The organism is Gordonia aquimaris, from assembly GCF_026262595.1.
Classification (GTDB): domain Bacteria; phylum Actinomycetota; class Actinomycetes; order Mycobacteriales; family Mycobacteriaceae; genus Gordonia; species Gordonia tangerina.
In genome coordinates this window covers 63,658-84,044 of the sequence record NZ_JAPKFM010000009.1, presented here as the reverse complement: position 1 = coordinate 84,044, position 20,387 = coordinate 63,658, and the positions used below count along the sequence as shown (strand labels likewise).

Sequence of the window (20,387 nt, the reverse complement as noted above, 5' to 3'; positions counted from 1 at the left end):
ATGACAGATTCCGCACCACAGATCACGTCGGTCCTGGTGGCCAATCGTGGCGAGATCGCCTGCCGCGTGTTCACCACTGCACGGGCGATGGGGATGCGCACCGTCGCGGTGTTCTCCGACCCGGACGAACATGCGCCGCACACACGGCTGGCCGACGCGGCCGTTCGGCTACCGGGGACGACGTCGGCCCAGACGTATCTGCAGGGTGAGGCGATCATCGCCGCGGCCCGCTCAGCCGGCGCCGACGCTATCCACCCCGGATACGGCTTTCTCTCGGAGAACACCGAATTCGCGCAGAAGGTGATCGATGCCGGACTGACGTGGGTCGGCCCGTCGCCCGCCGCGATCTCGGCGATGGGTTCCAAGGTCAACGCCAAGAAGTTGATGGTCGACGCCGGGGTGCCCGTGCTCGGCGACCTCGACCCCGCCGCAGTGAGCGCCGACGATTTGCCGCTGTTGATCAAGGCGTCGGCCGGCGGCGGTGGTCGTGGCATGCGGATCGTGCGGACGCTCGACGAACTCGCGGATGCGGTCGCGGCCGCCGCGCGGGAAGCAGAGTCCGCGTTCGGTGACCCGACCGTGTTCTGCGAACCTTACATCGAGCGCGGTCACCACATCGAGGTCCAGATCCTGGCCGACACACATGGTGCCGTGTGGGCGGTCGGCGAGCGTGAGTGTTCCATCCAGCGCCGCCACCAGAAGGTGGTGGAGGAAGCCCCGGCACCGTTGGTGGAGCGGATCGGTGGTGACCTGCGCGCCCGACTGTTCGACGCCGCGCGGTCGGCGGCGTCGGCCATCGACTACACGGGTGCCGGTACGGTCGAGTTCCTCGCCGACGAGTCGGGCCGGTTCTTCTTTCTGGAGACCAACACCCGGCTACAGGTGGAGCATCCGGTGACCGAGCTGACCACCGGAACCGACCTGGTGGAGTGGCAGTTACGGGTTGCGATGGGGGAGCGTCTCGACGGTGCGGAACCGGTCGCGACCGGCCACGCGATCGAGGTGCGGCTGTATGCCGAGGATCCGGCCGCGGACTGGCAACCACAGTCGGGCACCGTGCACGCCATCCGGATCGACGCGGACACCGAGTTCGGCCCGTTGAGCCGCCCGGGCATTCGGGTCGATGCGGGCATCGTCGACGGCAGTGAGGTCTCCACGTTCTACGACCCCATGCTCGCCAAGGTGATCGCTTGGGCACCGAATCGTCGGCGTGCGGCAGCGATGCTGGCGCGCGCACTGGCCGACGCCACCATTCACGGACCGATCACCAATCGGGACATGCTCGTCAACACCCTGCGCTCCGAGCAGTTCCTCGCCGGTGACACCGACACGGGATTCATCGACGAGATCGGACTCGACGTGTTGTCGGCGTTGCCGGCCTCCGAAGGCGACATCTGTGTCGCCGCGACCGTCGCGGCTCTGGCGGATTCGGCGGCGGCGCGCCGCGATGCCGTGGTGCAGCGTGGATTGCCCTCCGGCTGGCGCAATCTCGCGTCGGGGCCGCGGGTGCGACGGTTCACCGATGTGCGCAGTGGCGGCGAGATCGACGTGCGGTATCGACACGGGCGTACCGGCGTGACACTGCCAGACCTGCCCGACACGACGGTGATCGCGGTGGCTCCCGGGTCGGTGACGTTGGAGGTCGACGGGGTGCGCCGGGAGTGGACGGTGTCGGGCTACGACGATCTGCTCTTTGTCGACCGGCCCGGAATGTCGGTGACGTTGCGGCGGGTTCCTCGGTTCGTCGATCCGTCCGCGATCGCGCGGCCCGGTTCGCTGCTGGCGCCTATGCCGGGCGCGGTGATCCGGGTGGCTGTCGCGGAGGGTGATCGGGTGAGCGCGGGACAGCCGCTGTTGTGGCTGGAGGCGATGAAGATGGAACACACCATCGCGGCGCCCGCCGACGGGGTGGTCACCTCGCTGTCGGTGGAGCCGGGCAGGCAGCTGTCGGTGGGTGACGTGCTCGCGGTGATCACCGACGACGAGAACGACCGGACAGACGTAGCAGCAGAACAGAAGGAGAAGGTCGGATGACCGAGACGCTCAACGACACCGCGCCCAACCCGTTCGTGGAGACCCCGGAACGCGCTGCGTTGCGCGCGTCGGTGGCGGCGTTCGCCGCGAAGTACGGCCAAGAGTACTTCCGGGAGTGCGCGCGGGAAGGTCGTAAGACCGACGAGATGTGGCTGGAAGCAGGCAAACTCGGCTTCATCGGCGTCAATCTCCCCGAGGAGTACGGCGGTGGGGGCGCCGGCATGTACGAGCTGTCCATCGTGATGGAGGAGATCGCGGCTGCCGGTGCCGGACTGCTGATGCTGGTGGTGTCGCCGGCCATCTGCGGCAACATCATCGCCCGTTTCGGCACCGACGAGCAGAAGGACCGGTGGATTCCGGGACTGGCCGACGGCACCATCACCATGGCGTTCGGCATCACCGAACCCGATGCCGGGTCGAACTCGCATCAGATCACCACAACCGCTCGGCGCGACGGCGACGAGTGGTTGCTGACCGGACGCAAGGTCTACATCTCCGGTGTCGATCAGGCCGATGCGGTGCTGATCGTGGCGCGCACCGAGGACGCGAAGACCGGCAAGCTCAAGCCGGCGTTGTTCATCGTGCCGACCGATGCGCCGAACTTCGAGTACACGATGATCGACATGGAACTGCAGAACCCGGAGAAGCAGTTCCAGCTCTTCCTCGACGACGTACGGCTGCCGGCCGACGCGCTGGTCGGGTCGGAGGACGCTGCGTTGAGCCAGCTGTTCGCTGGGTTGAATCCGGAGCGCATCATGGCGGCAGCGTCAGCGGTGGGTATGGGTCGGTTCGCGCTGGACAAAGCCGTCGCGTACGTGAACGACCGCACCGTGTGGAAGACGCCCATCGGTGCGCACCAGGCGATCGCCCATCCGCTGGCGGAAGGCAAGGTGCAGATCGAGATGGCCAAGCTGATGATGCAGAAGGCCGCGACTTTGTACGACGCGGGTGACGACTGGGGGGCAGCCGAACCCGCCAACATGGCCAAGTATGCCGCGGCCGAGGCGTGCGTGAAGATCGTCGACCATGCCGTGCATTCGATGGGCGGTAACGGACTGACCACCGAGTACGGTCTGGCGCCGCTGTTGAGTCTCGCCCGGATCGCTCGCATCGCTCCGGTCAGTCGTGAGATGATCCTGAACTTCGTCGCGCAGACGAGCCTCGGGTTGCCGAAGTCGTACTGAGCGCGACGGCACGGTGCGTAATGGCAGAACAGGAAGCTGACATGATCGACGGAACCCCAGAGGTCGTCCATACGAGGATCGTCGAGGGGATTGCGACGCTCGAGCTGGATTCGCCGGCGAACCGCAACGCGCTCGGAGCGGTGCTCGTCGACCAGTTGTCGACTGCGTTGCAGTCGGCTGCCGACGATCCGGGCGTGCGGGCCGTGGTTCTCACCCACACCGGTAGAACATTCTGTGCCGGCGCCGATCTCAGCGCGGCGCTGAAGTCCGGTATGTCGGTGGAGGACGCGTCGGCACACGGTACTCGATCGATGATCGATTTGATGCGTGCGATCCTGACAATGCCGAAACCGGTCATCGCCCGTATCGACGGTCATGTGCGGGCCGGGGGACTCGGTCTGATCGGCGCCGCCGACATGGTGCTGGCCGGACCGTCGTGCACCTTCGCGCTCACCGAGGCGCGGCTCGGGTTGGCGCCGTCGGTGATCTCGCTGGTTCTGCTGCCGAAGCTCACCGCGCGCGCCGCCGGGCGGTTCTTTCTGTCCGGTGAGACCTTCGGGCCCGAGGAGTCGGTCCGTATCGGGCTGGTGACCGAAGCCTTCGCCACCATCGACGACCTCGGGTCCGGCATGGACGCGGTGCTCGCGAACCTCCGGCGATCATCCCCGCAGGGGCTCGCGGCGTCGAAGGCGCTGACGACCGCAGAGGTGCTGGCGCGGTTCGAGAACGAAGCCGATGCGAGGGCCGTGGAGTCGGCGGAGCTCTTCGGATCCGAGGAGGCTCGGGCTGGGATGACCGCATTCCTGTCCAAACGACGCCCGCCGTGGGACCTCACCGCGGATCAGCGATGACGACGAGCGGTACCCGCGCGCCGGTGCCGCGCGAACCCCGACAGGAGCGGTCGCGACTGACCCGTGAACGGCTGGTGCAGTCGACGATGGACGCTCTCGCCCATGACGGGTGGGCGGCGGCCACAGTTGCGGCGGTCGCCGAGCGCGCCGGGGTGTCGCGCGGTGCGGCGCAGCATCATTTCCCCACTCGCGAGGCGCTGATCACTGCGGTCCTGGAGCAGGTATTCGAGGAGATGACCTCGACCGCTTCCGGGGTTCTCGCATCCCTGCCCGACGACGAGGAGGACCGCGTGGCCGCCGCGGTCGACCGAGCGGTTGCCATCTATACAGGAACCGAATTCAAAGCGGCGCTGCAGGTGTGGGCGGCCGCTGCTTCCGATCCGGCGTTGCGTCAGCTCATCCTGCCGATGGAGGCGAAGTTCGCCCGCGCCGCTCACCAGATGACCGTGGCGGCGATCGATCCCGACAACCGCTACCCCGATTCACATCGAATTGCGCAGGTCACCCTCGACCTCGCCCGCGGTCTCGGCCTGGCCGACACCTTGTCCGACGATTCGCGCCGTCGCGCCCAGGTGGTCGCGACATGGACCGAAATGGTCACAGCGGTGATTCAGGTGCGGTCCCGCTGAGGGATTGAAGCGTCCCCTGCTCGCTGAGGGCGACCGAGCTTGCGAGGCCGTCCCCGGGTCCCCCGCGTCCCTGTGCCCTGAAGAGCGTCCGAGCTTGCGAGGCCGCGTTACGAAGGGTCCACCCACGCAACGACACTCACGCACGAAATGTTGTCGGACCCCGCCGCTATCCTGAACTCAACACCTCGCCGATCAAGTCCATCCAGACCCCTCCCGCAGCGCACCAAAGTTGTCAGACCCGGCCGCTAGTCTGATATCAGTCCGGCTCCCCGTCAACGTTTCCCGCCGCAGAGGGGAAATCCATAGCTCACCCACGATCCCTGAGGTACATCCGAGCTTGCGAGGCCGCGTTACGAAGGGTTCACCCACGCAACGACACTCACGCACCAAAAGTTGTCGGACCCCGCCGATATCCTGAACCCAACAGCTCACCGATCGAGTCCATCCACATCCCACCCGCAGCACCCCGAAGTTGTCGGACCCTCCCGATAGTCTGATGGCAGTTACGATTCCCCACTAACGCTTCCCGATCACTAGAGAATCGGAGAGTAAGCCTCGGCCATAAATCACGAAGAGCGCAGCGACGAACAAGCGAAGCGCCCTGATCCCTGAGGAGCGTCCGAGCATGCGAGGCCGCGTCACGAAGGGTCCACCCACGCAAGCATACTCACGCACACGAAGTTGTCGGACCCCACCGCTATCCTGAACCCAACACCTCGCCGATCGAGTCCATCCACATCCCACCCGCAGCACCCCGAAGTTGTCGGACCCTCCCGATAATCTGATACCAGTCCGACTCCACGCTAACGACTCCCACCCATCAGAGAACCGAGAAAGACGCCGCACCCTTGATCGCTGAGTAGCGTCCGAGCTTGCGAGGCCGCGCCACGAAGGGTCCACCCACGCAACCACACTCACGCACGAAGTTGTCACACCCCACCGCTATCCTGAACCCAACACCTCGCCGAACAAGTCCATCCACAGCCCACTTGCAGCGCACCAAAGTTGTCAGACCCGCCCGATAGTCTGATAGCAGTTCGATTCCCCACCAACCCATCCCGACCTCAGAGACCGTCTTCGCCGGAAAGGAGCGTTTCGTGTTCACCTTCACCGACCGTGCCGCCGACGACGCCCTGCTGGCCAGCAGCAGTCTCGACGAATTGGCGCAGCATGGTCGCGACCTGTTGCGGTTGAGTAATCAAGCCCAAGCCCTGGCGATGCAGATCGCCCGTCAGATCGGGCGATCCACCTACAACGAGCGTCTCGCCGGGTACAACGATTTCGTTCCGAACCGAGTCCGCAACGCCGCGGACAAGGCCGCGAAAGGCGAAATCTCGCTGCAGTTGGGTATTTCTAGACGTCAAGCCGGTGAATGGGTCAGTCTCGACGAACTACTCGACGAACACCCCAAGATCCGTGACGCCTTCCGTGCCGGCGATTTGAGACCTCACCGGCTGGGTGTGGCCATCCGCGGCGCCGCCACCGGCCCCACCGGCGACCTGCGAGCACGACTCGGCGAACTCGCCGACAACGCCGAAACCACCGACGAAACCGATACCGACACCGACAATGTCGACGAGGAACTCACCCTCGACCTCGACGACCCCGCAGCCGACCTCGATCCCGGCACCGACGATCCCGGCACCGACGATACCGGCACCGATGGTGAGGGCGCGAGCGAGGCTGGTGATGCTGCGTCCGAGACCGACCCTGCCGCCACCGACGATCCCGCCGGTGACGATGCCGACGAGGATGAGCCGTGGGATTTCGATGATGTGGTGCTCGATCTGGCCAGCCGACCCACCACCGACACCGCCCTGCGAGATGATCTCGACGCCATCATCATCAGCCTCGACCCCGATCGAGCCGCCGAGGCCCGGGAGGACATCACCGATCTGTTCGGGGATGTGACGATCGGTAACGAAGCGTTCGGGCACATGACCGTCGATGCCTGCATCCCCGCCGAACACGGCGTGCACCTGCGTGACCGCATCAGCGCCTTGATCAGCCGACGGGTGTGTCGCCGTGATGGGCGCAGCATCAAAGCCCAACGCGTCGCCGCGTTCGCCGAAATCATCAAAGCACCCGGCGCAAAACTACGCTGCCACTGCGGCGACGACACCTGCCCCGCCCGCCAGACCCGCACCAACAACCCAGCACCCGCGACAGCACCCACCCCGAGTTCGGTCACCGGCGGTGAGCGCGAGTCGTCGGTCGACACCAGCACGGTTGACGACACCGTTGCACCCGACCAGACCGCCGACGAACCCGCCGTGGGTGGACCGGACGCGGCCGAAGAACAGCCGATCACCCTCGCCGACATCGACGAAGACACTGCCGTCGACAGCGACAGCGACTCGAACATCGACGACAACGGCGAGAGTAGCCAATCCGGCACCGGAACCAATGCCGTTGACATCACTCAGGATGCCGCGCCCTCCCCGGAACCTCGACGAGACTTCATCGCCGCACCACCTGCCGAGCACGACGCCGCCGTGGCCGATGCTCACACCGACTCCGACACCGATTCCGATTCCGATTCCGACCTTGTCCTCCCCAGCCTGACCCTGCTCCACGACCCCACCGGTCTCGACCCGACCCGCCTGATGGGCTACGGCGCCATCGACCCCGCCCACGCCGCTCGGATCGCACCACACGCCACCACCATCACCGCCCGCCCCAGTGAAACCCGCACCGCCAGCGGACTGATCATCTTCGGCAACCGCACACCGGCCCCACCGATCGACCCCACCGGGCACGGAGGTTTCGCCACCCCACCACCGGGGGCGCTGACCTACAGGCCGTCAGCCGCGTTGCGGGCGGAGATCATCCAACTGGACCGGCGCTGCCGTTATCCCTACTGCGGGCGACCATCCGAAGAGTGCGAACTCGACCACCTGCTCAAGTTCTGCCATGCCGACCCGGTGGCCGGTGGCTGGACTGTGGGGTTCAACCTTGCACCGCTGTGCCGTCCCGACCACGACCGTAAACATGACGGGCCGTGGATACCGACCATGCACACCGACCGCACCATCACCTGGCGCAACGCCCGCACCGGACAGATCATCGTCACCTACCCGCGCTGACCGCTGCGTTGTCACTGCATCCGGATCGGCGGAAGCGAATCAGTCGCCCCTCGAGGTGCTCTCTCGCTGCACGGCGCTGGGCGCCGATGCACACCTGACGTCGCCGCGAGCGCCCGCCTGTCAGGATTGGGGCATGTTCCTGGTCGCTGCGCTGCTGGCCCTGGTCGTGCTGAGCGGGGTGCTGAGTGCCTGGCGAGATCCCCGTCGTCTGAAACCGGGAATCTACTTGACCGCCGCGGGCGCCCTGCTCGTAATGATCACTGTGTTCCTGGCCTTGACGGCGACCGGAAACGAAGTCACCGAGGCCTGGGTGTTGCTGGCGATGGGTGCCTGCGGCCTGCTCGCCATCATCGCCCTGGGTATCTACCTGATCGTCAACGGGTTCGACCTGGCCCGAAAAGAAGGTGCGCGCCCGGCGACGTTGCTGTCGACGCTGCTCGGGATCTTGTTGTTCGGCTACGCGATCGGGGTGTTTCTCGGCGTGGTGATCGGTTGGTTCGACTCGGCGGCCTCCAATAGTTTTCTGCTCGTCTTACTGGCGGTGGGCCTGCCTGCGGGTTACCTCGGATTCGTGTTCGTCGCCTTCCTCGGTTGGTCACTGCTCTACGCGCAACACGGCCGCCGAAAGGCTCGTACCGAATCGGTCGACGCGATCATCGTGCTGGGCGCCGGTCTGCTCGGCGGAAACCGGGTCAGCCCGCTGCTCGGCAGTCGCCTCGACCGCGGACATGAACTGCTGGACAACGCGATCCGCGCACGCCGCGACCCGATCCTGGTGTGCTCGGGTGGACGTGGCGGTGACGAGACGGAATCCGAGGCGTCGGCAATGTCGCGCTATCTCGTCGAACACGGTGTCGACGATCGGCGCATCCGCATCGAGGACGCCTCCACCGACACCGCCGAAAATCTCGCCTACACGAAACGATTGCTCGACGAGACCGGCATCACGGGCCGGGCGGCAGTGGTCACCAGCGACTACCACGCCTTCCGGGCCGCGACCCTCATGCGGTCGGCGGGGATCGATGGATACAGTACCGGCGCCCACACCGCGGCCTACTTCGTCCCGAACGCGCAGGTCCGAGAGTTCGTGGCGATCCTGCGCGATCATCTCTGGCTCAACGTCGCGGTGCTCGCAGTGCTCTCGGTGCCATGGGTGGCCGGCCTCGTTCGCGTGCTCTAGAGCGCTGAACCCCCAACCGCTGGGCGCCACGGGTCGACGCGTGCCGTCGCGCAGGCCGAGCCAAACCGACGAATTGGGGTGCTGTCGGGTGAATGGGTCATCATGGTGATGTGCAGTGTGAGGTGGCACGCGAGGCATTGTCCGCGCGAATCGACGGTGAGTACGAGGGAGTTCCGTCGGCCCGCGTCGACGAACACCTCGCAGAATGTCCGTCCTGCCGGGACTGGCTGGCGATGGCGACTCGCCAGTCCGGAGTGCTCTCCGAATTGGGTCGCTCCGAGGTCCCCGACCTGTCATCTGCAGTTCTCGACGAGGTCGCCCCACCATCTGCGACGAGCTTCGCCGCAGTGCACCTGGGAGTGCGACGCAACATCGTCCGCATCGGACTCACACTCGCCGGAGCAGCCCAGATCGTCATCGCAATGGTGCAGATGACCGGAGCCGACTTCGGCATGACCCATGGTGGACATCCGGAGTCGACACATCTGGTGAACGAGACGACCGCCTGGGCGCTGGCGCTCGGGGTGTGCATGGTGGTCGCCGCCTGGTGGCAACGTGCCCTGCCCGGACTGCTCGTGGTGCTGAGCGTCTTCACCGTGGTGCTGGCCGGGTACGTGATCCACGACGCGATCGCGGGTCAGGTGACACTCGCTCGAATGCTCTCGCACCTACCGGTCGTCGTCGGCCTCGGCTTTGCGGCCTGGGGCAGTTTGCCCCGGACACCGGGTAGCCGCTCGGACGGTTTCGACCTCGACCGGTGGTCGTCGGGTCCGTCTCCCAATCATCGGGCGGTCTGAACCTGCTGCCCCATCACCCGGCAGCCGTGGTCACACCATGACGAAGAACATGATCGACATGCCGGCGGCCATGAACACCTGCGACAATTCGCCGGTGTGCGTGAGCAGGGCCGACGCACGTTCCTGCGGGTCGCCGGCGATGCGTCTGCGGCTGAAATAGAGGTACAGCCAGCCCAGGGCCGCAACCAGGAACACGATGCCCAACACCCAGTTGATCGCGGTGGCGTAGCCCGGGAGACCGGCGTGCATGTCCATGTCACCCATGTCGGGAGAATGACTGTGCGCCACGTTCATCTCGGACATCGCCAGCGCCATGGTGTGCATGTCATGGCTACCGCCCGAGTCGGCGCCGGGCAGGATATCGCCATTCATCGCGGCGTACATCCAGGCCATCGCGGCCATCATCACAGCGTGATAGCCGTGGGCGACGCGTTCGGGTTCCTGGGTCGCGAAGGCCGCGGCCGCCACCACAAACCACACTGCGGCGGCCCCGAAGAAGATCATCGGTCCAGTTGTCGGCCACTCCATGCTGAAGGGCCATGCCATCACGACCATGGCGAGCGCCATCACAATGTGCAGCAGGTGCCCGACCACACCCGTCCATCGCATGCGGTGGGCAACGAGTGAGTATGAGAACTGTGCGATCGACAGTCCGAACAGGACGGTGACCACCCACCGCAACAAGAGATCGTCGATCATGCACGCACCTCCTGCTCGCTGTTCGCCTGCTTGTCGGCCTGGGCAGAGCGGCGGTTGCGCAGTGCGCCGATGGCCGCGTCGACCGCGATGAACAGCGCCAATGGCAGTCCGAATAAGGGCACGTACCAGCTGACGACGGCGACCACCGCGACGACGGCGACTGCCTCGGCCGGTTTGAGCTCGCCGAGCGCGCCGCGACGAGGCGGAGTGGCCAGAGCCCGATGCGAGCGCGTCGGACGCCGCCGCCACCACATCACGTAGCCGAGAATGATGACGGTGATCAGCCCGATCGCCAGCGCGGCCAGCGCGATCTGGTTGATCAGCCCGAAGTAGATGCCCATATGTAGGCCGATGAAGGCAGAGGTGGCTTTGGCCATGAAGGGCCAGTCGGCGTAATCCACGCGGTCGACGATCTGGTCGGTCGTCGGGTCGACGGCCACTGAGTCATAGCTCTCCGGGAAGCTGCGCTTGTTCTCACCGACCAACCAGGCCGACTCCGGGTCCGACGCCGGGGTGATCACCAATGGGCCGCCCAGCCCGGCACTTGTCGCTGCCGCGTAGACCCCGTCGATGTCGGTCAGGTCGGCCTCGCCGGTTGTTTCCGCACCGGTCGTTCCGTGGTCGTGCTCACCACTCTGCGCTGCAGGTTCTTCGGTCAAGGCGGTCGACGGGGACGGTGTTGTCCACGACATCGCGCTCCGTAGATCGGCGATGTTGGCCCCGGTCCAGCGTGACCAGCTCAGACCTGACGCGGATAAGGCGAGCAGACCGATCACGAGCCAGATTCCGATCGCGCCGTGCCAGCTCAACATGCGCTGCCGTTTCGGGGCCTTGGTGTCAGGCACGAGGAGGCGGCGGGTCTTGCGGGTGCGTCTGCGGTGACCGACCCACAGCACCAGCCCCGCCAACGAGACGAACCACAACCAGCTCGCCGCCAACTCGCTGTAGTTGCGGCCGAACGCACCGAGGTGGAGGTTGCGGTGGAATGCGTCGAACCAGGCACGCACGGGCATCCACTGCCCAAATGTGGTGAGCGCGCCGCGGACCTCACCGGTGTACGGGTCGACGAAGACAGTGCGGCCATAGTCCTCGGGAACGTCGTCGACGGCGAGCACCACCCGGGTGGTGTCCTGTGGCGACTCCGCCGGACGGATCGAGCTCACCGTCCCCTCGGGATGTGCGGCGCGTGCCGCCGCGACCTGTTCGCTCAACGGCAGTCGCTGGTCGCCGACGGAGTCGACGGTCAACTCGTGGCTGTAGACCGCTCGGTCGATCTGCGGGACGAGCGAGTACAGCAGCCCCGTCACGGCTGCGATCAGCAGAAATGGACCGACCAGCAGTCCGGCGTAGAAATGCCACCGCAGCAGGAGCGGTCGCCAGCGGTTCCACGCCCCATTGGGCACTGCGGTCGGGCCCGAACGCTGCTCCGGTCTCGGTGGTGTGGGCTGCGGCGCTTCGGGTGGTGTGGTGGCAGTCATCGCGGAGAACTCGTTTCTTTGGGCTGAAGGGCGATACGGGCTGTAAGTCCGGCGTCGGGACGTCATATGAGTAGTCGCGCGGCACGGACTTTCGGTTCCCGGGGCCCGTAATCGCAGTGGTGTGACCTGTGCCGCTTTTTTCGTGGAAACGACGCGCGGTCGTAGAGTTGACGAGACATGAACTGTTCAGGCAACTGTGTCTGCCTGCCGACACCATTCAGGACCGTATGAGCAACACCGCCAGCCGAAGTCGGCACGTCGACCCGGGCGCGTTGGTCTGGGGGAGCGTCGTGCTCGGTGCTCTGGCCGTCGCAGCCGGGGCGATCGTGTCCGGGACGACCCGCTTCCGCGAGACGGGGGACAGCTTCCCCGGATGGTTTACCGCGGTCGCCTTCCCGACCGGGCACTTCGTGGTCACGATGCTCTCCGCCATCGCGATCGGGTCACTGGTCTACATCACGATCTGTGCGCGGCCCGATTCGCACCGGATGATCGGTATCGAGACGTTCCGTGCCCACCGCATCGTGCAGCGGACCGCGCTCGGCTGGTTGGCCGGCGCGATCGTGATGATCGTCATCACGGCGGCCGATCGCTCCGGAGTGTCGACGAGCGCCCTGCTCAGCACGTCGGCGATCATGCAGATCGTCGAGGCCTCCGAGCAGGCGGTGGCGTGGATCGTCAGCGCCTGCTGCGCGCTGGTGATCGCGATCGTGGTGCGTATCACCCTGTCCTGGACCGCTCACGCATTGCTCGTGATTCCCGCCCTGATCGCTGCGGTCGCCCTCCCGGTGGCCGGCAACGCCGGGCAGGGCCCGAATCACGACTACACGACGACGGCGATGATCGTTTTCGCGGCCGCGGTAGCGGTCATCACCGGACTACGGGTGGCCGCAGCGACGACGATCGGACGTGACACCCCCGAGCAAGACCGGATGCAGACCGGACGACGACTCGCCTGGACCCTGGTCATCCTCGACGCGGTGACGATCGTCTACGGCCTGATCCTGATCGGTTTTCTGGTCCCGATAGGGCAGTTGGCCACATCGGCCTACGGCCGCTGGGCGCTTATCGCCGCTCTCGCGGCACTGGTGGGCTCTGTGGTCGACGTCCGGATATTGACCCTGCTGCGCCGGAGTTCGGTGATTGCGCCGAGGACCGTGATGCTGTTCGGGGCGGGTGTGGTGGCCGCGACCGCGCTGCAGGCCGCATTGGCCGGGATGGCCACCCGAACCGCGCCTGCATTGCTCGAGCACGAGTTCACCGCGTGGGACGTGTTCCTCGGGTATGAACTCCCGGACGGTCCATCGGCGGCCCGGTTGGCGTTCCTGTGGCGTCCCGACCTGTTCCTCGGGGTGGGCGCCATCGTGCTGGCCGTCCTGTACGTGATCGGCGTGCAGCGGCTGCGTCGACGCGGCATCGAGTGGGGATGGACGCGGACGCTGTCGTGGGTGCTGGGCTGCCTGTCTCTGCTGGTCGTCACCTCGTCGGGGGTACGTACCTACGGCATGGCGATGTTCAGTGTGCACATGGCCGAACACATGGCGCTCAACATGTTCATCCCGGTACTTCTGGTACTCGGCGCCCCCGTGACACTCGCGCTGCGCGCGCTGCCGACGGCGCGTGGCGGCCTGCCCCGGCCGCGGGAATGGATCGTGTGGTTGGTGCACTCGCGGTTCACGCGGATCCTGACCAACCCCATCGTCGCGCTGCTCATCTTCGTGATCTCGTTGTACGGGGTGTATTTCACGTCCCTGTTCGACACCCTGGCCCGCTACCACTGGGGTCACGACCTGATGAGTGTGCACTTCCTCATCACCGGCTATCTCTTCTACTGGATCATCATCGGAATCGACCCGGGCCCCAAACGCCTGCCGTTCCTGGGTCGGCTCGGGTTGCTGTTCGCGGTCATGCCGTTCCACGCGTTCTTCGGCATCGCGACGATGACGATGGACTCCCTGATCGGCGGTACGTTCTACACGTACCTGGGCCTGCCCTGGCTCGACGATCTGTACCGCGATCAGTTCGTGGGCGGCGCCATCGCCTGGGGTGCCAGCGAGGTGCCGGCGTTGCTGGTGGTGATCGCCCTGGTTCATCAGTGGGCCACCCAGGACCGGCGGCTCGCCAAACGCCGGGATCGTCACGCCGACACCTACGACGACGACGAACTCACCGCCTACAACCGAATGCTCTCGGAGCTCTCTCGAGACCGCTGAACCGACCGCTTCAGCGCACTGCCACCTTCACTGCTTGGCTGTACTCCTCGCGCTGCTGCGGTGAGATGGAATCGGGGAAGGTGACGACGATGTCGAGCACCTGGAACGAATCCGGATGCTTGCCCAAGTAGATCTCGGCGCGCCCAGTGGTGGGGAAGTGGAGCACGGTCAATTCGTCGGCGGCCATAGCCGATGCGCAGCCGGCCGTCGGACACACTTCGTCGGTGACGTCGTGGCGTGCGGTCACGGGCAGGTCCTGCGCATCGACACCATCGAGCACGGTGTCGAGTGACAACGGGTCGATCGGGTTGTCGATCAGGGACTCGGTGGCCCGATCCGGGGCGCTGACCTCATCCTCGGCGCACCCGGCCACACCGAATACAGCGACCGCGCCCACGCCCGCCAACAGCAGGGCCCTGCCCCGGATCGCGGCCCTCACGCCGACACCTTCTCGGCGCGTTCGGCGTCGTTGCCGGCCCACTCGCGGCCTGCGGCGAAGCGTCGCAGACGCAGGCTGTTGGACACCACGAAGAACGAGGAGAACGCCATCGCCGCGCCCGCGATAAGCGGATTGAGCAGGCCGGCCGCCGCGATCGGGATGGCCGCGACGTTGTAGCCGAACGCCCAGATCATGTTGGTGCGGATGGTCTGACGGGTCGCGCGTGCCAGACCGAGGGCCTCGACCACGCTACGCAGATCGTGCCTTACCAGGATGATGTCGGCTGCTGCGATCGCGACGTCGGTGCCGCGGCCGATGGCCAGCCCGAGGTCTGCGGTCACCAAAGCGGGGGCGTCGTTGATGCCGTCGCCGACCATCGCGACCACCCGGCCCTCCTCGCGCAAGCGCTCGATGCGGGCCACCTTCTCGTCGGGCAGCACCTCGGCCACCACCTCGTCGATGCCCACTTCCTCGGCGACCTTCTTCGCGGCCGCAGCGTTGTCGCCGGTCACCAACAGCGTGCGCATCCCGAGCCGCCGCAACTCGGTGACCGTCTCGGCTGCACTCGACTTCACGGTGTCGGCGACGGCGATTGCGCCGCACACCTCGTCGTCGATCGACACGTATACGACGGTCTGGCCGGCCGCCTCGGCGGTGCGCCGGTCGCGCGCCAGGTCGGCCGGCACAGCGGCCCCTTTGGCGACCCAGCGTGGCGAGCCCACCTGGACCCGGCGTCCCTCGACGACGCCGCGCACACCCTTTCCGGGTTCGGCGACGAACGCGTCGACGCCATCCGGGTCGACGTCGGCCGCCGCGGCGATCGCCTTGGCCACCGCGTGCTCGGATGCCGCCTCGAGAGTCGCGGCCGCGCGCAGCACGCCGTCGCGGGCGTGGCCGTCGGCCACCGACACCGAGACGATGTCGAGCGCACCATTGGTGAGCGTTCCGGTTTTGTCGAACACCACCGTGTCCACCTCACGGGAGGCGTCCAGGGCCTGGTGGCCCTTCAGAAAGATGCCCAGCTGCGCGCCGCGCCCGGAGGCAACCATTAACGCCGTCGGTGTGGCGAGGCCGAGCGCGCATGGGCAGGCGATCACCAGCACCGCAAGCCCGGCCCCCACCGCGTGGTCTATGTCGCCGTCGGCGATGAGCCAGCCCGCCACTGTCGCCGCAGCGATCACGATGACGATCGGCACGAAGACACCGGCGATGCGGTCGGCGAGGCGCTGGATATCGGCCTTGGCGCTCTGCGCCTGCTCCACCAGACGCAGCATCGCGGCGAAGGCGGTGTCGTCGCCGACGCGGGCCGCTTCGATGACCAGCCTGCCGTTGAGTGCGGTCGTACCGCTGGTCACGGCATCGCCCTCGTCGACGTCGACGGGTCGAGACTCGCCGGTCATCGCGCTCATGTCGATCGCCGACGACCCCGAGGTCACCAGACCGTCGGCGGCGATCGTCTCGCCCGGACGCACCACGAACCGCTGGCCTTCTTTGAGCTCGCCGACCGGGATACGCATCTCCCCACCGTCGGGGAGCACCACCGCGACGTCCTTCGCGCCGAGCGCGGCCAATGCGCGCAACGCGCCGCCGGCCCGGGACCGTGCTCTCGCCTCGAAGTAGCGGCCGGCCAGCACGAACACGGTGACACCAGCGGCCACCTCCAGATAGATGGAGTCGCTGCCGATGATGGCCTCCCACACACCGACGTCGGCGGCCTCGGCGTCCTCGCCGAACATCGAGATCAGCGACCACCCGGTGGCCGCGATGATCCCGATACTGATCAGCGTCTCCATCGACAGCGCGCCGACCCGGAGATTCCGTGCGGCAACCCGGTAGAACGGCCACGCGCAGTAGGTGACCACCGGAGCGGCCAATGCCATCAGAATCCACTGCCATCCACTGATCCGGGTAGCGGGGACCGTCGCGAACATGATCGACAGGTCGGCCAGTGGGACGAATAGCACCAGGGCGATGACCATCCGCCGGAACAGCGAATCGGCGGTGCGCAGATCAGGATCATCGTCGGGGTCGGCCGGGCCGGACGAACGGCGTTCAGCGGAGTAGCCGGCCTTGTCGACCACCGCGCACAGGTCGGCGTCATCGAGCGCTTGCGGGGCATCGACGGTCGCGACACGCGTGGCGTAATTCACCGACGCGTGTACTCCGTCGACCTTGTTGAGCTTGCGTTCGACGCGTGCGGCGCAGGCGCCGCAGGTCATGCCGGACACCTCCAGCTCGACTCGCCGCACCACGCCTGCCGAGTCGGATCCTGCCGTGCTGTTCACCGGCGCGACCTGTGTCACCCTGCCTCCCAACGTTCACGCATGCCGACGTGTGCTGCCGGCAGATCCCTCCAAGTGAGTAGTCGTTGTGCCGGGCCGAGAAGTTCCCGGCACCGAAAATCCGATCCCAGGCGTCGGATACGGTTGCCGAGTGATCACGAGGCCCGACGACGACGAGGTGACTCGGCTCGCCATGGGCGCTGCTCGCGGAGACCGACACGCACTGGAGGCCTTCGTCCAGGCTACGCGCGACGACGTATGGCGCTTCGTGGGGTATCTGGCGGATCGCCGGATGGCCGACGACCTCACCCAGGACACCTATCTGCGGGCAATTCGGTCGATGCCGTCGTTCCGTGCCGGGGCGTCCGGACGGACCTGGCTGTTGGCCATCGCGCGGCGCACCGTCGCCGACCACTTCCGTCGGGCGGCTTCGCGTCCGGTGCTCGATCTCACGTCGCCGGAGAACATCGCCGTCGTGGCGCGCAGTACGCGCCACGACGATCACGTGGAACTGGAGATGCTCGTCGAGTCGCTCGACAAGCCTCGTCGGGAAGCGTTCGTGCTCACCCAGATCCTGGGGATTCCCTACGCCGACGCGGCCACCATCTGCAGTTGCCCGGTGGGCACGATCCGGTCGCGGGTGGCGCGGGCGCGCGACGATCTGATGGCCGCCTATCGGGCCGGGGAACGTCACATCGGTTGATCGACTGGGTTGCGGGGGCCGGACATGGTCCGGCCCGGACGCGCACGGGTCATCGCGTCCGGGCCGGGGTCGGAGCGGCTGTCAGTTGTCGTGGATGATCACACCGCGAATGTTCTTGCCGTCACGCAGATCCTGGTAGCCCTCGTTCACCTGGTCCAGGCTGTAGGTGGTGGTGACCAGTTCGTCGAGCTTGAGTTGGCCGGCGTCGTAGAGCCGCAGCAATCGGACGATGTCGTACTGCGGGTTGGCCGACCCGAACAGACTGCCCTTGATGGACTTCTCGTTCAGCGTCAGGTCGATGCCCGGCCAGTGCACGGTGAACTTCTCCGGGCTCGACAAGCCGGTGAGGATCACCGAACCACCCTTGCCGACGCCGCCGATGGCCGCCGACACCACGTCTTCGTCGACGGTGCCGACGGTGACGATGGCGCAGTCGGCGCCCTGACCCCAGCTGATCTCGGTGATGGTCTCCTGCGCCTCGGCGGCACTGGCGAACGCGTGGGTGGCGCCGAACTTGATCGCCGTGTCGCGTTTGAAGGCGATCGGGTCGACCACGATCACCGCCTTCGCCCCGGCGTGCACAGCGCCCTGCACCGAGTTGATGCCGATACCGCCGATGCCGTAGATCACCACGATGTCGCCGGCGCGGACATTGCCAGTGTAGACGGCCGAACCCCAGCCGGTCGGCACACCGCAACCCACCAGCACTGCCTTGTCCAGCGGCAGCCAGTCGTCGACCTTGACCACCGAGTGCTGGCTGATGGTGGCCCGCTCGGAGAAGGTGCCCAACATGCACATCGCACCGAAGTCGGTGTCACCGTCATGGAAGCGGAACGACCCGTCGGGCATCGAGCCCTCGAGGATCGTGGCCCCCATGTCACACAACGACTGTCGACCGGTGGAACAGTATCGGCAGGTGCCGCAGTTCGGGATGAAGCTGCACACCACGTGGTCGCCCGGTTTGACCTTGGTGACGCCGGGACCGATCTCCTCGATGATCCCGGCACCCTCGTGGCCGCCGACGATGGGGAAGCGCGGCGGCAGGTCGCCGTCGGTCAGGTGCAGATCGGAATGGCACAGGCCGGCGGCGGTGTACTTGATCAGCACCTCGCCGTCGCGGGGCGGATCGAGGGTGAGTTCGGTGAGCTCGAAGGGCTTTCCGACGCCGGTGAGGATGGCGGCTTTGGTTTTCATGATCGTTCGCTCCTTTGCGAAAGGGTGAGGGAAGGTGATCAGAGTGCGACGTTGACCGCTTTGGTCTGCGTGTAGAGGTCGATCGCGGACGAACCGAGTTCGCGACCCCACCCACTTTGTTTGTAGCCCCCGAACGGCATTGCGGTGTCGAATCCGTTGTATTGGTTGACCCACACCGAACCGGCCTTGATCGCGCGTGCGGTCTTGTGTGCCTTGGACAGATCTGTGGTCCAGATACCGGCGGCCAGACCGTAGATCGAGTCGTTGGCGGCCGCGGCCACACCGGTGTCGGCGTCGAAGGGCAAAGCCGCCACGACCGGGCCGAAGATCTCCTCGGACACGATCGAGAAGTGCGGCTCGACGTCGACGAATACGGTCGGTTCGATGAAGAATCCCTCCTCGCCCCAACGCTTTCCACCGGTCAATGCGCGCGCGCCGTCGGCGAGGCCGGCGGACAGATAGCCCGAGACCCGGTCGAACTGTTCCTGGCTGACCAACGGGCCGAGTTCGGTGGCGGGATCCAGGCCCGGTCCGATCTTCGCCTGCGACGCCGCCTCGGCGACCGCGGCGGTGAAGTCGTCGAAGATGGGGCGCTCGACGAACAATCGGGTGCCGGCCACACAGCACTGGCCGTGGTTGAACATCCATGCCGCCACCGATCCGGCGACCGCCTTGTCGAAATCGGCGTCGGCGAACACGATGTTCGGGCTCTTGCCGCCGAGCTCCAGCGACACCTTCTTCAGATTGCCCTTGGCCGCCTCGACGATCTTCTTGCCGACCTCGGTGGAACCGGTGAACGCGATCTTGTCGACGTCGTCGTGGGCGGCCAGGGCCGCACCGGCATCACCGAAGCCGGTGACGATGTTGACCACACCGGGCGGGAACCCGGCTTCCTGGAAGATCTCGCCGAGCAGCAATGCCGTCAGCGGGGTCTGCTCGGCCGGCTTGAGGATCACCGTGTTGCCCGCGGCGAGGGCGGGGGCGAGCTTGAACGCGGCCATCAGGAGCGGGAAGTTCCACGGCACGATGAGCCCGCACACGCCGACCGGCTCGCGCAGGGTGTAGGCGTGGAACTCGCCGCCGGGCACGAACGGCATCGAGACGTCGACGGTGGAGCCGGTGATCTTGGTGGCCAATCCGGCGTTGTACCGGAAGATGTCGGCCGACCAGTTCATGTCCACCGCGGTCGCGATGGTGGCGGCCTTGCCGTTGTCGAGTGCCTCGAGTTGTCCGAACTCGGCGGCGCGCTCGGTCAGCAGGTCGCCTACCCGCCACAGCAGCCGCTCACGCTCGTTGGGCTTCATCCGCGACCACGGGCCGTCGTCGAAGGCCTGTCGCGCGGCCCGCACCGCGCGGTCGACGTCGACGGCCTCGCCGTGGGCGACCGAGGTGATCGGGCGTGCGGTGGCCGGGTCGATCGTCTCGAAGGTGCGGCCCGAAGCGGCCGACACCCACTCACCGCCGATCAACATCGGACGGTCGGTGGCGATGAAGTCGCGGACCCGCGCATGCAGGTCGGTGGCGACGGCGGTCATGAAAACCTCCTGGTCAGGTGGCGAGATCTGAAGTGATCTGGGTCATAGTTGTGACCTGCTTCATTTCTGCCACCATCGGCCGG

General features: G+C 66.5%; 15 protein-coding genes. 9 read left to right on the top strand and 6 right to left on the bottom strand.

Annotation, left to right across the window (positions count from 1 at the left end; all coding sequences use genetic code 11):
- From OSB52_RS10750 to OSB52_RS10720, 7 genes are all read left to right on the top strand, one after another.
- Positions 1-2,034, top strand: coding sequence for an acetyl/propionyl/methylcrotonyl-CoA carboxylase subunit alpha (locus OSB52_RS10750; protein ID WP_266061629.1), 2,034 nt, complete (start codon positions 1-3; stop codon positions 2,032-2,034).
- A complete protein-coding gene (locus tag OSB52_RS10745; RefSeq protein ID WP_235723541.1) occupies positions 2,031-3,218 on the top strand; it encodes an acyl-CoA dehydrogenase family protein in 1,188 nt (395 codons plus the stop codon). The genes OSB52_RS10750 and OSB52_RS10745 overlap by 4 nt, the downstream gene beginning before the upstream one ends.
- A gap of 41 nt (positions 3,219-3,259) precedes the next feature.
- Positions 3,260-4,069 carry an enoyl-CoA hydratase family protein gene (locus OSB52_RS10740; RefSeq protein ID WP_266061628.1) on the top strand — a complete coding sequence of 270 codons (810 nt, stop codon included), beginning with the start codon at positions 3,260-3,262 and terminating at the stop codon, positions 4,067-4,069.
- Positions 4,066-4,698, top strand: a complete 633-nt coding sequence (locus tag OSB52_RS10735; RefSeq protein WP_266061627.1) for a TetR family transcriptional regulator — start codon at positions 4,066-4,068, stop codon at positions 4,696-4,698. Before OSB52_RS10740 ends, OSB52_RS10735 begins: the two co-directional genes overlap by 4 nt.
- A 1,097-nt stretch (positions 4,699-5,795) precedes the next feature.
- On the top strand, positions 5,796-7,784 hold the full coding sequence (locus OSB52_RS10730) for an HNH endonuclease signature motif containing protein (protein WP_266061626.1): 1,989 nt from the start codon (positions 5,796-5,798) through the stop codon (positions 7,782-7,784).
- 133 nt (positions 7,785-7,917) lie between these two features.
- Positions 7,918-8,964 carry a YdcF family protein gene (locus OSB52_RS10725; protein WP_266061625.1) on the top strand — a complete coding sequence of 349 codons (1,047 nt, stop codon included), beginning with the start codon at positions 7,918-7,920 and terminating at the stop codon, positions 8,962-8,964.
- Positions 8,965-9,086: 122 nt separating this feature from the next.
- Positions 9,087-9,761: a zf-HC2 domain-containing protein gene (locus OSB52_RS10720; RefSeq protein WP_266061624.1), complete on the top strand. Its 675-nt coding sequence runs from the start codon at positions 9,087-9,089 to the stop codon at positions 9,759-9,761.
- Between the two features lie 30 nt (positions 9,762-9,791).
- Here OSB52_RS10720 and OSB52_RS10715 read toward each other — a convergent pair whose 3' ends face one another.
- A complete protein-coding gene (locus OSB52_RS10715) occupies positions 9,792-10,460 on the bottom strand; it encodes a DUF5134 domain-containing protein (protein WP_266061623.1) in 669 nt (222 codons plus the stop codon).
- Entirely contained in the window at positions 10,457-11,938 is a 1,482-nt protein-coding gene (locus OSB52_RS10710; RefSeq protein ID WP_266061622.1) for a PepSY-associated TM helix domain-containing protein, read from the bottom strand. Before OSB52_RS10710 ends, OSB52_RS10715 begins: the two co-directional genes overlap by 4 nt.
- 227 nt (positions 11,939-12,165) lie before the next feature.
- Between OSB52_RS10710 and OSB52_RS10705 the strand changes: the two genes are divergently transcribed.
- Positions 12,166-14,151 carry a cytochrome c oxidase assembly protein gene (locus OSB52_RS10705; RefSeq protein ID WP_266061621.1) on the top strand — a complete coding sequence of 662 codons (1,986 nt, stop codon included), beginning with the start codon at positions 12,166-12,168 and terminating at the stop codon, positions 14,149-14,151.
- A gap of 10 nt (positions 14,152-14,161) precedes the next feature.
- Here OSB52_RS10705 and OSB52_RS10700 read toward each other — a convergent pair whose 3' ends face one another.
- Both OSB52_RS10700 and OSB52_RS10695 read right to left on the bottom strand, forming a co-directional pair.
- Positions 14,162-14,590: a hypothetical protein gene (locus OSB52_RS10700; protein WP_266061620.1), complete on the bottom strand. Its 429-nt coding sequence runs from the start codon at positions 14,588-14,590 to the stop codon at positions 14,162-14,164.
- A complete protein-coding gene (locus OSB52_RS10695) occupies positions 14,587-16,875 on the bottom strand; it encodes a heavy metal translocating P-type ATPase (RefSeq protein WP_266061619.1) in 2,289 nt (762 codons plus the stop codon). Before OSB52_RS10695 ends, OSB52_RS10700 begins: the two co-directional genes overlap by 4 nt.
- A 148-nt stretch (positions 16,876-17,023) precedes the next feature.
- On the opposite strand from OSB52_RS10695, the gene OSB52_RS10690 reads away from it, so the two are divergent.
- Positions 17,024-17,575 (top strand): sigma-70 family RNA polymerase sigma factor, encoded by a 552-nt coding sequence (locus tag OSB52_RS10690; RefSeq protein ID WP_266061617.1) that lies wholly within the window; start codon positions 17,024-17,026, stop codon positions 17,573-17,575.
- Positions 17,576-17,656: 81 nt separating this feature from the next.
- On the opposite strand, the gene OSB52_RS10685 is transcribed toward OSB52_RS10690, so the two are convergent.
- Both OSB52_RS10685 and OSB52_RS10680 read right to left on the bottom strand, forming a co-directional pair.
- On the bottom strand, positions 17,657-18,769 hold the full coding sequence (locus tag OSB52_RS10685) for an NDMA-dependent alcohol dehydrogenase (RefSeq protein WP_266061616.1): 1,113 nt from the start codon (positions 18,767-18,769) through the stop codon (positions 17,657-17,659).
- 38 nt (positions 18,770-18,807) lie between these two features.
- Entirely contained in the window at positions 18,808-20,304 is a 1,497-nt protein-coding gene (locus OSB52_RS10680) for an aldehyde dehydrogenase family protein (RefSeq protein ID WP_266061615.1), read from the bottom strand.
- Positions 20,305-20,387 lie beyond the last annotated feature (83 nt).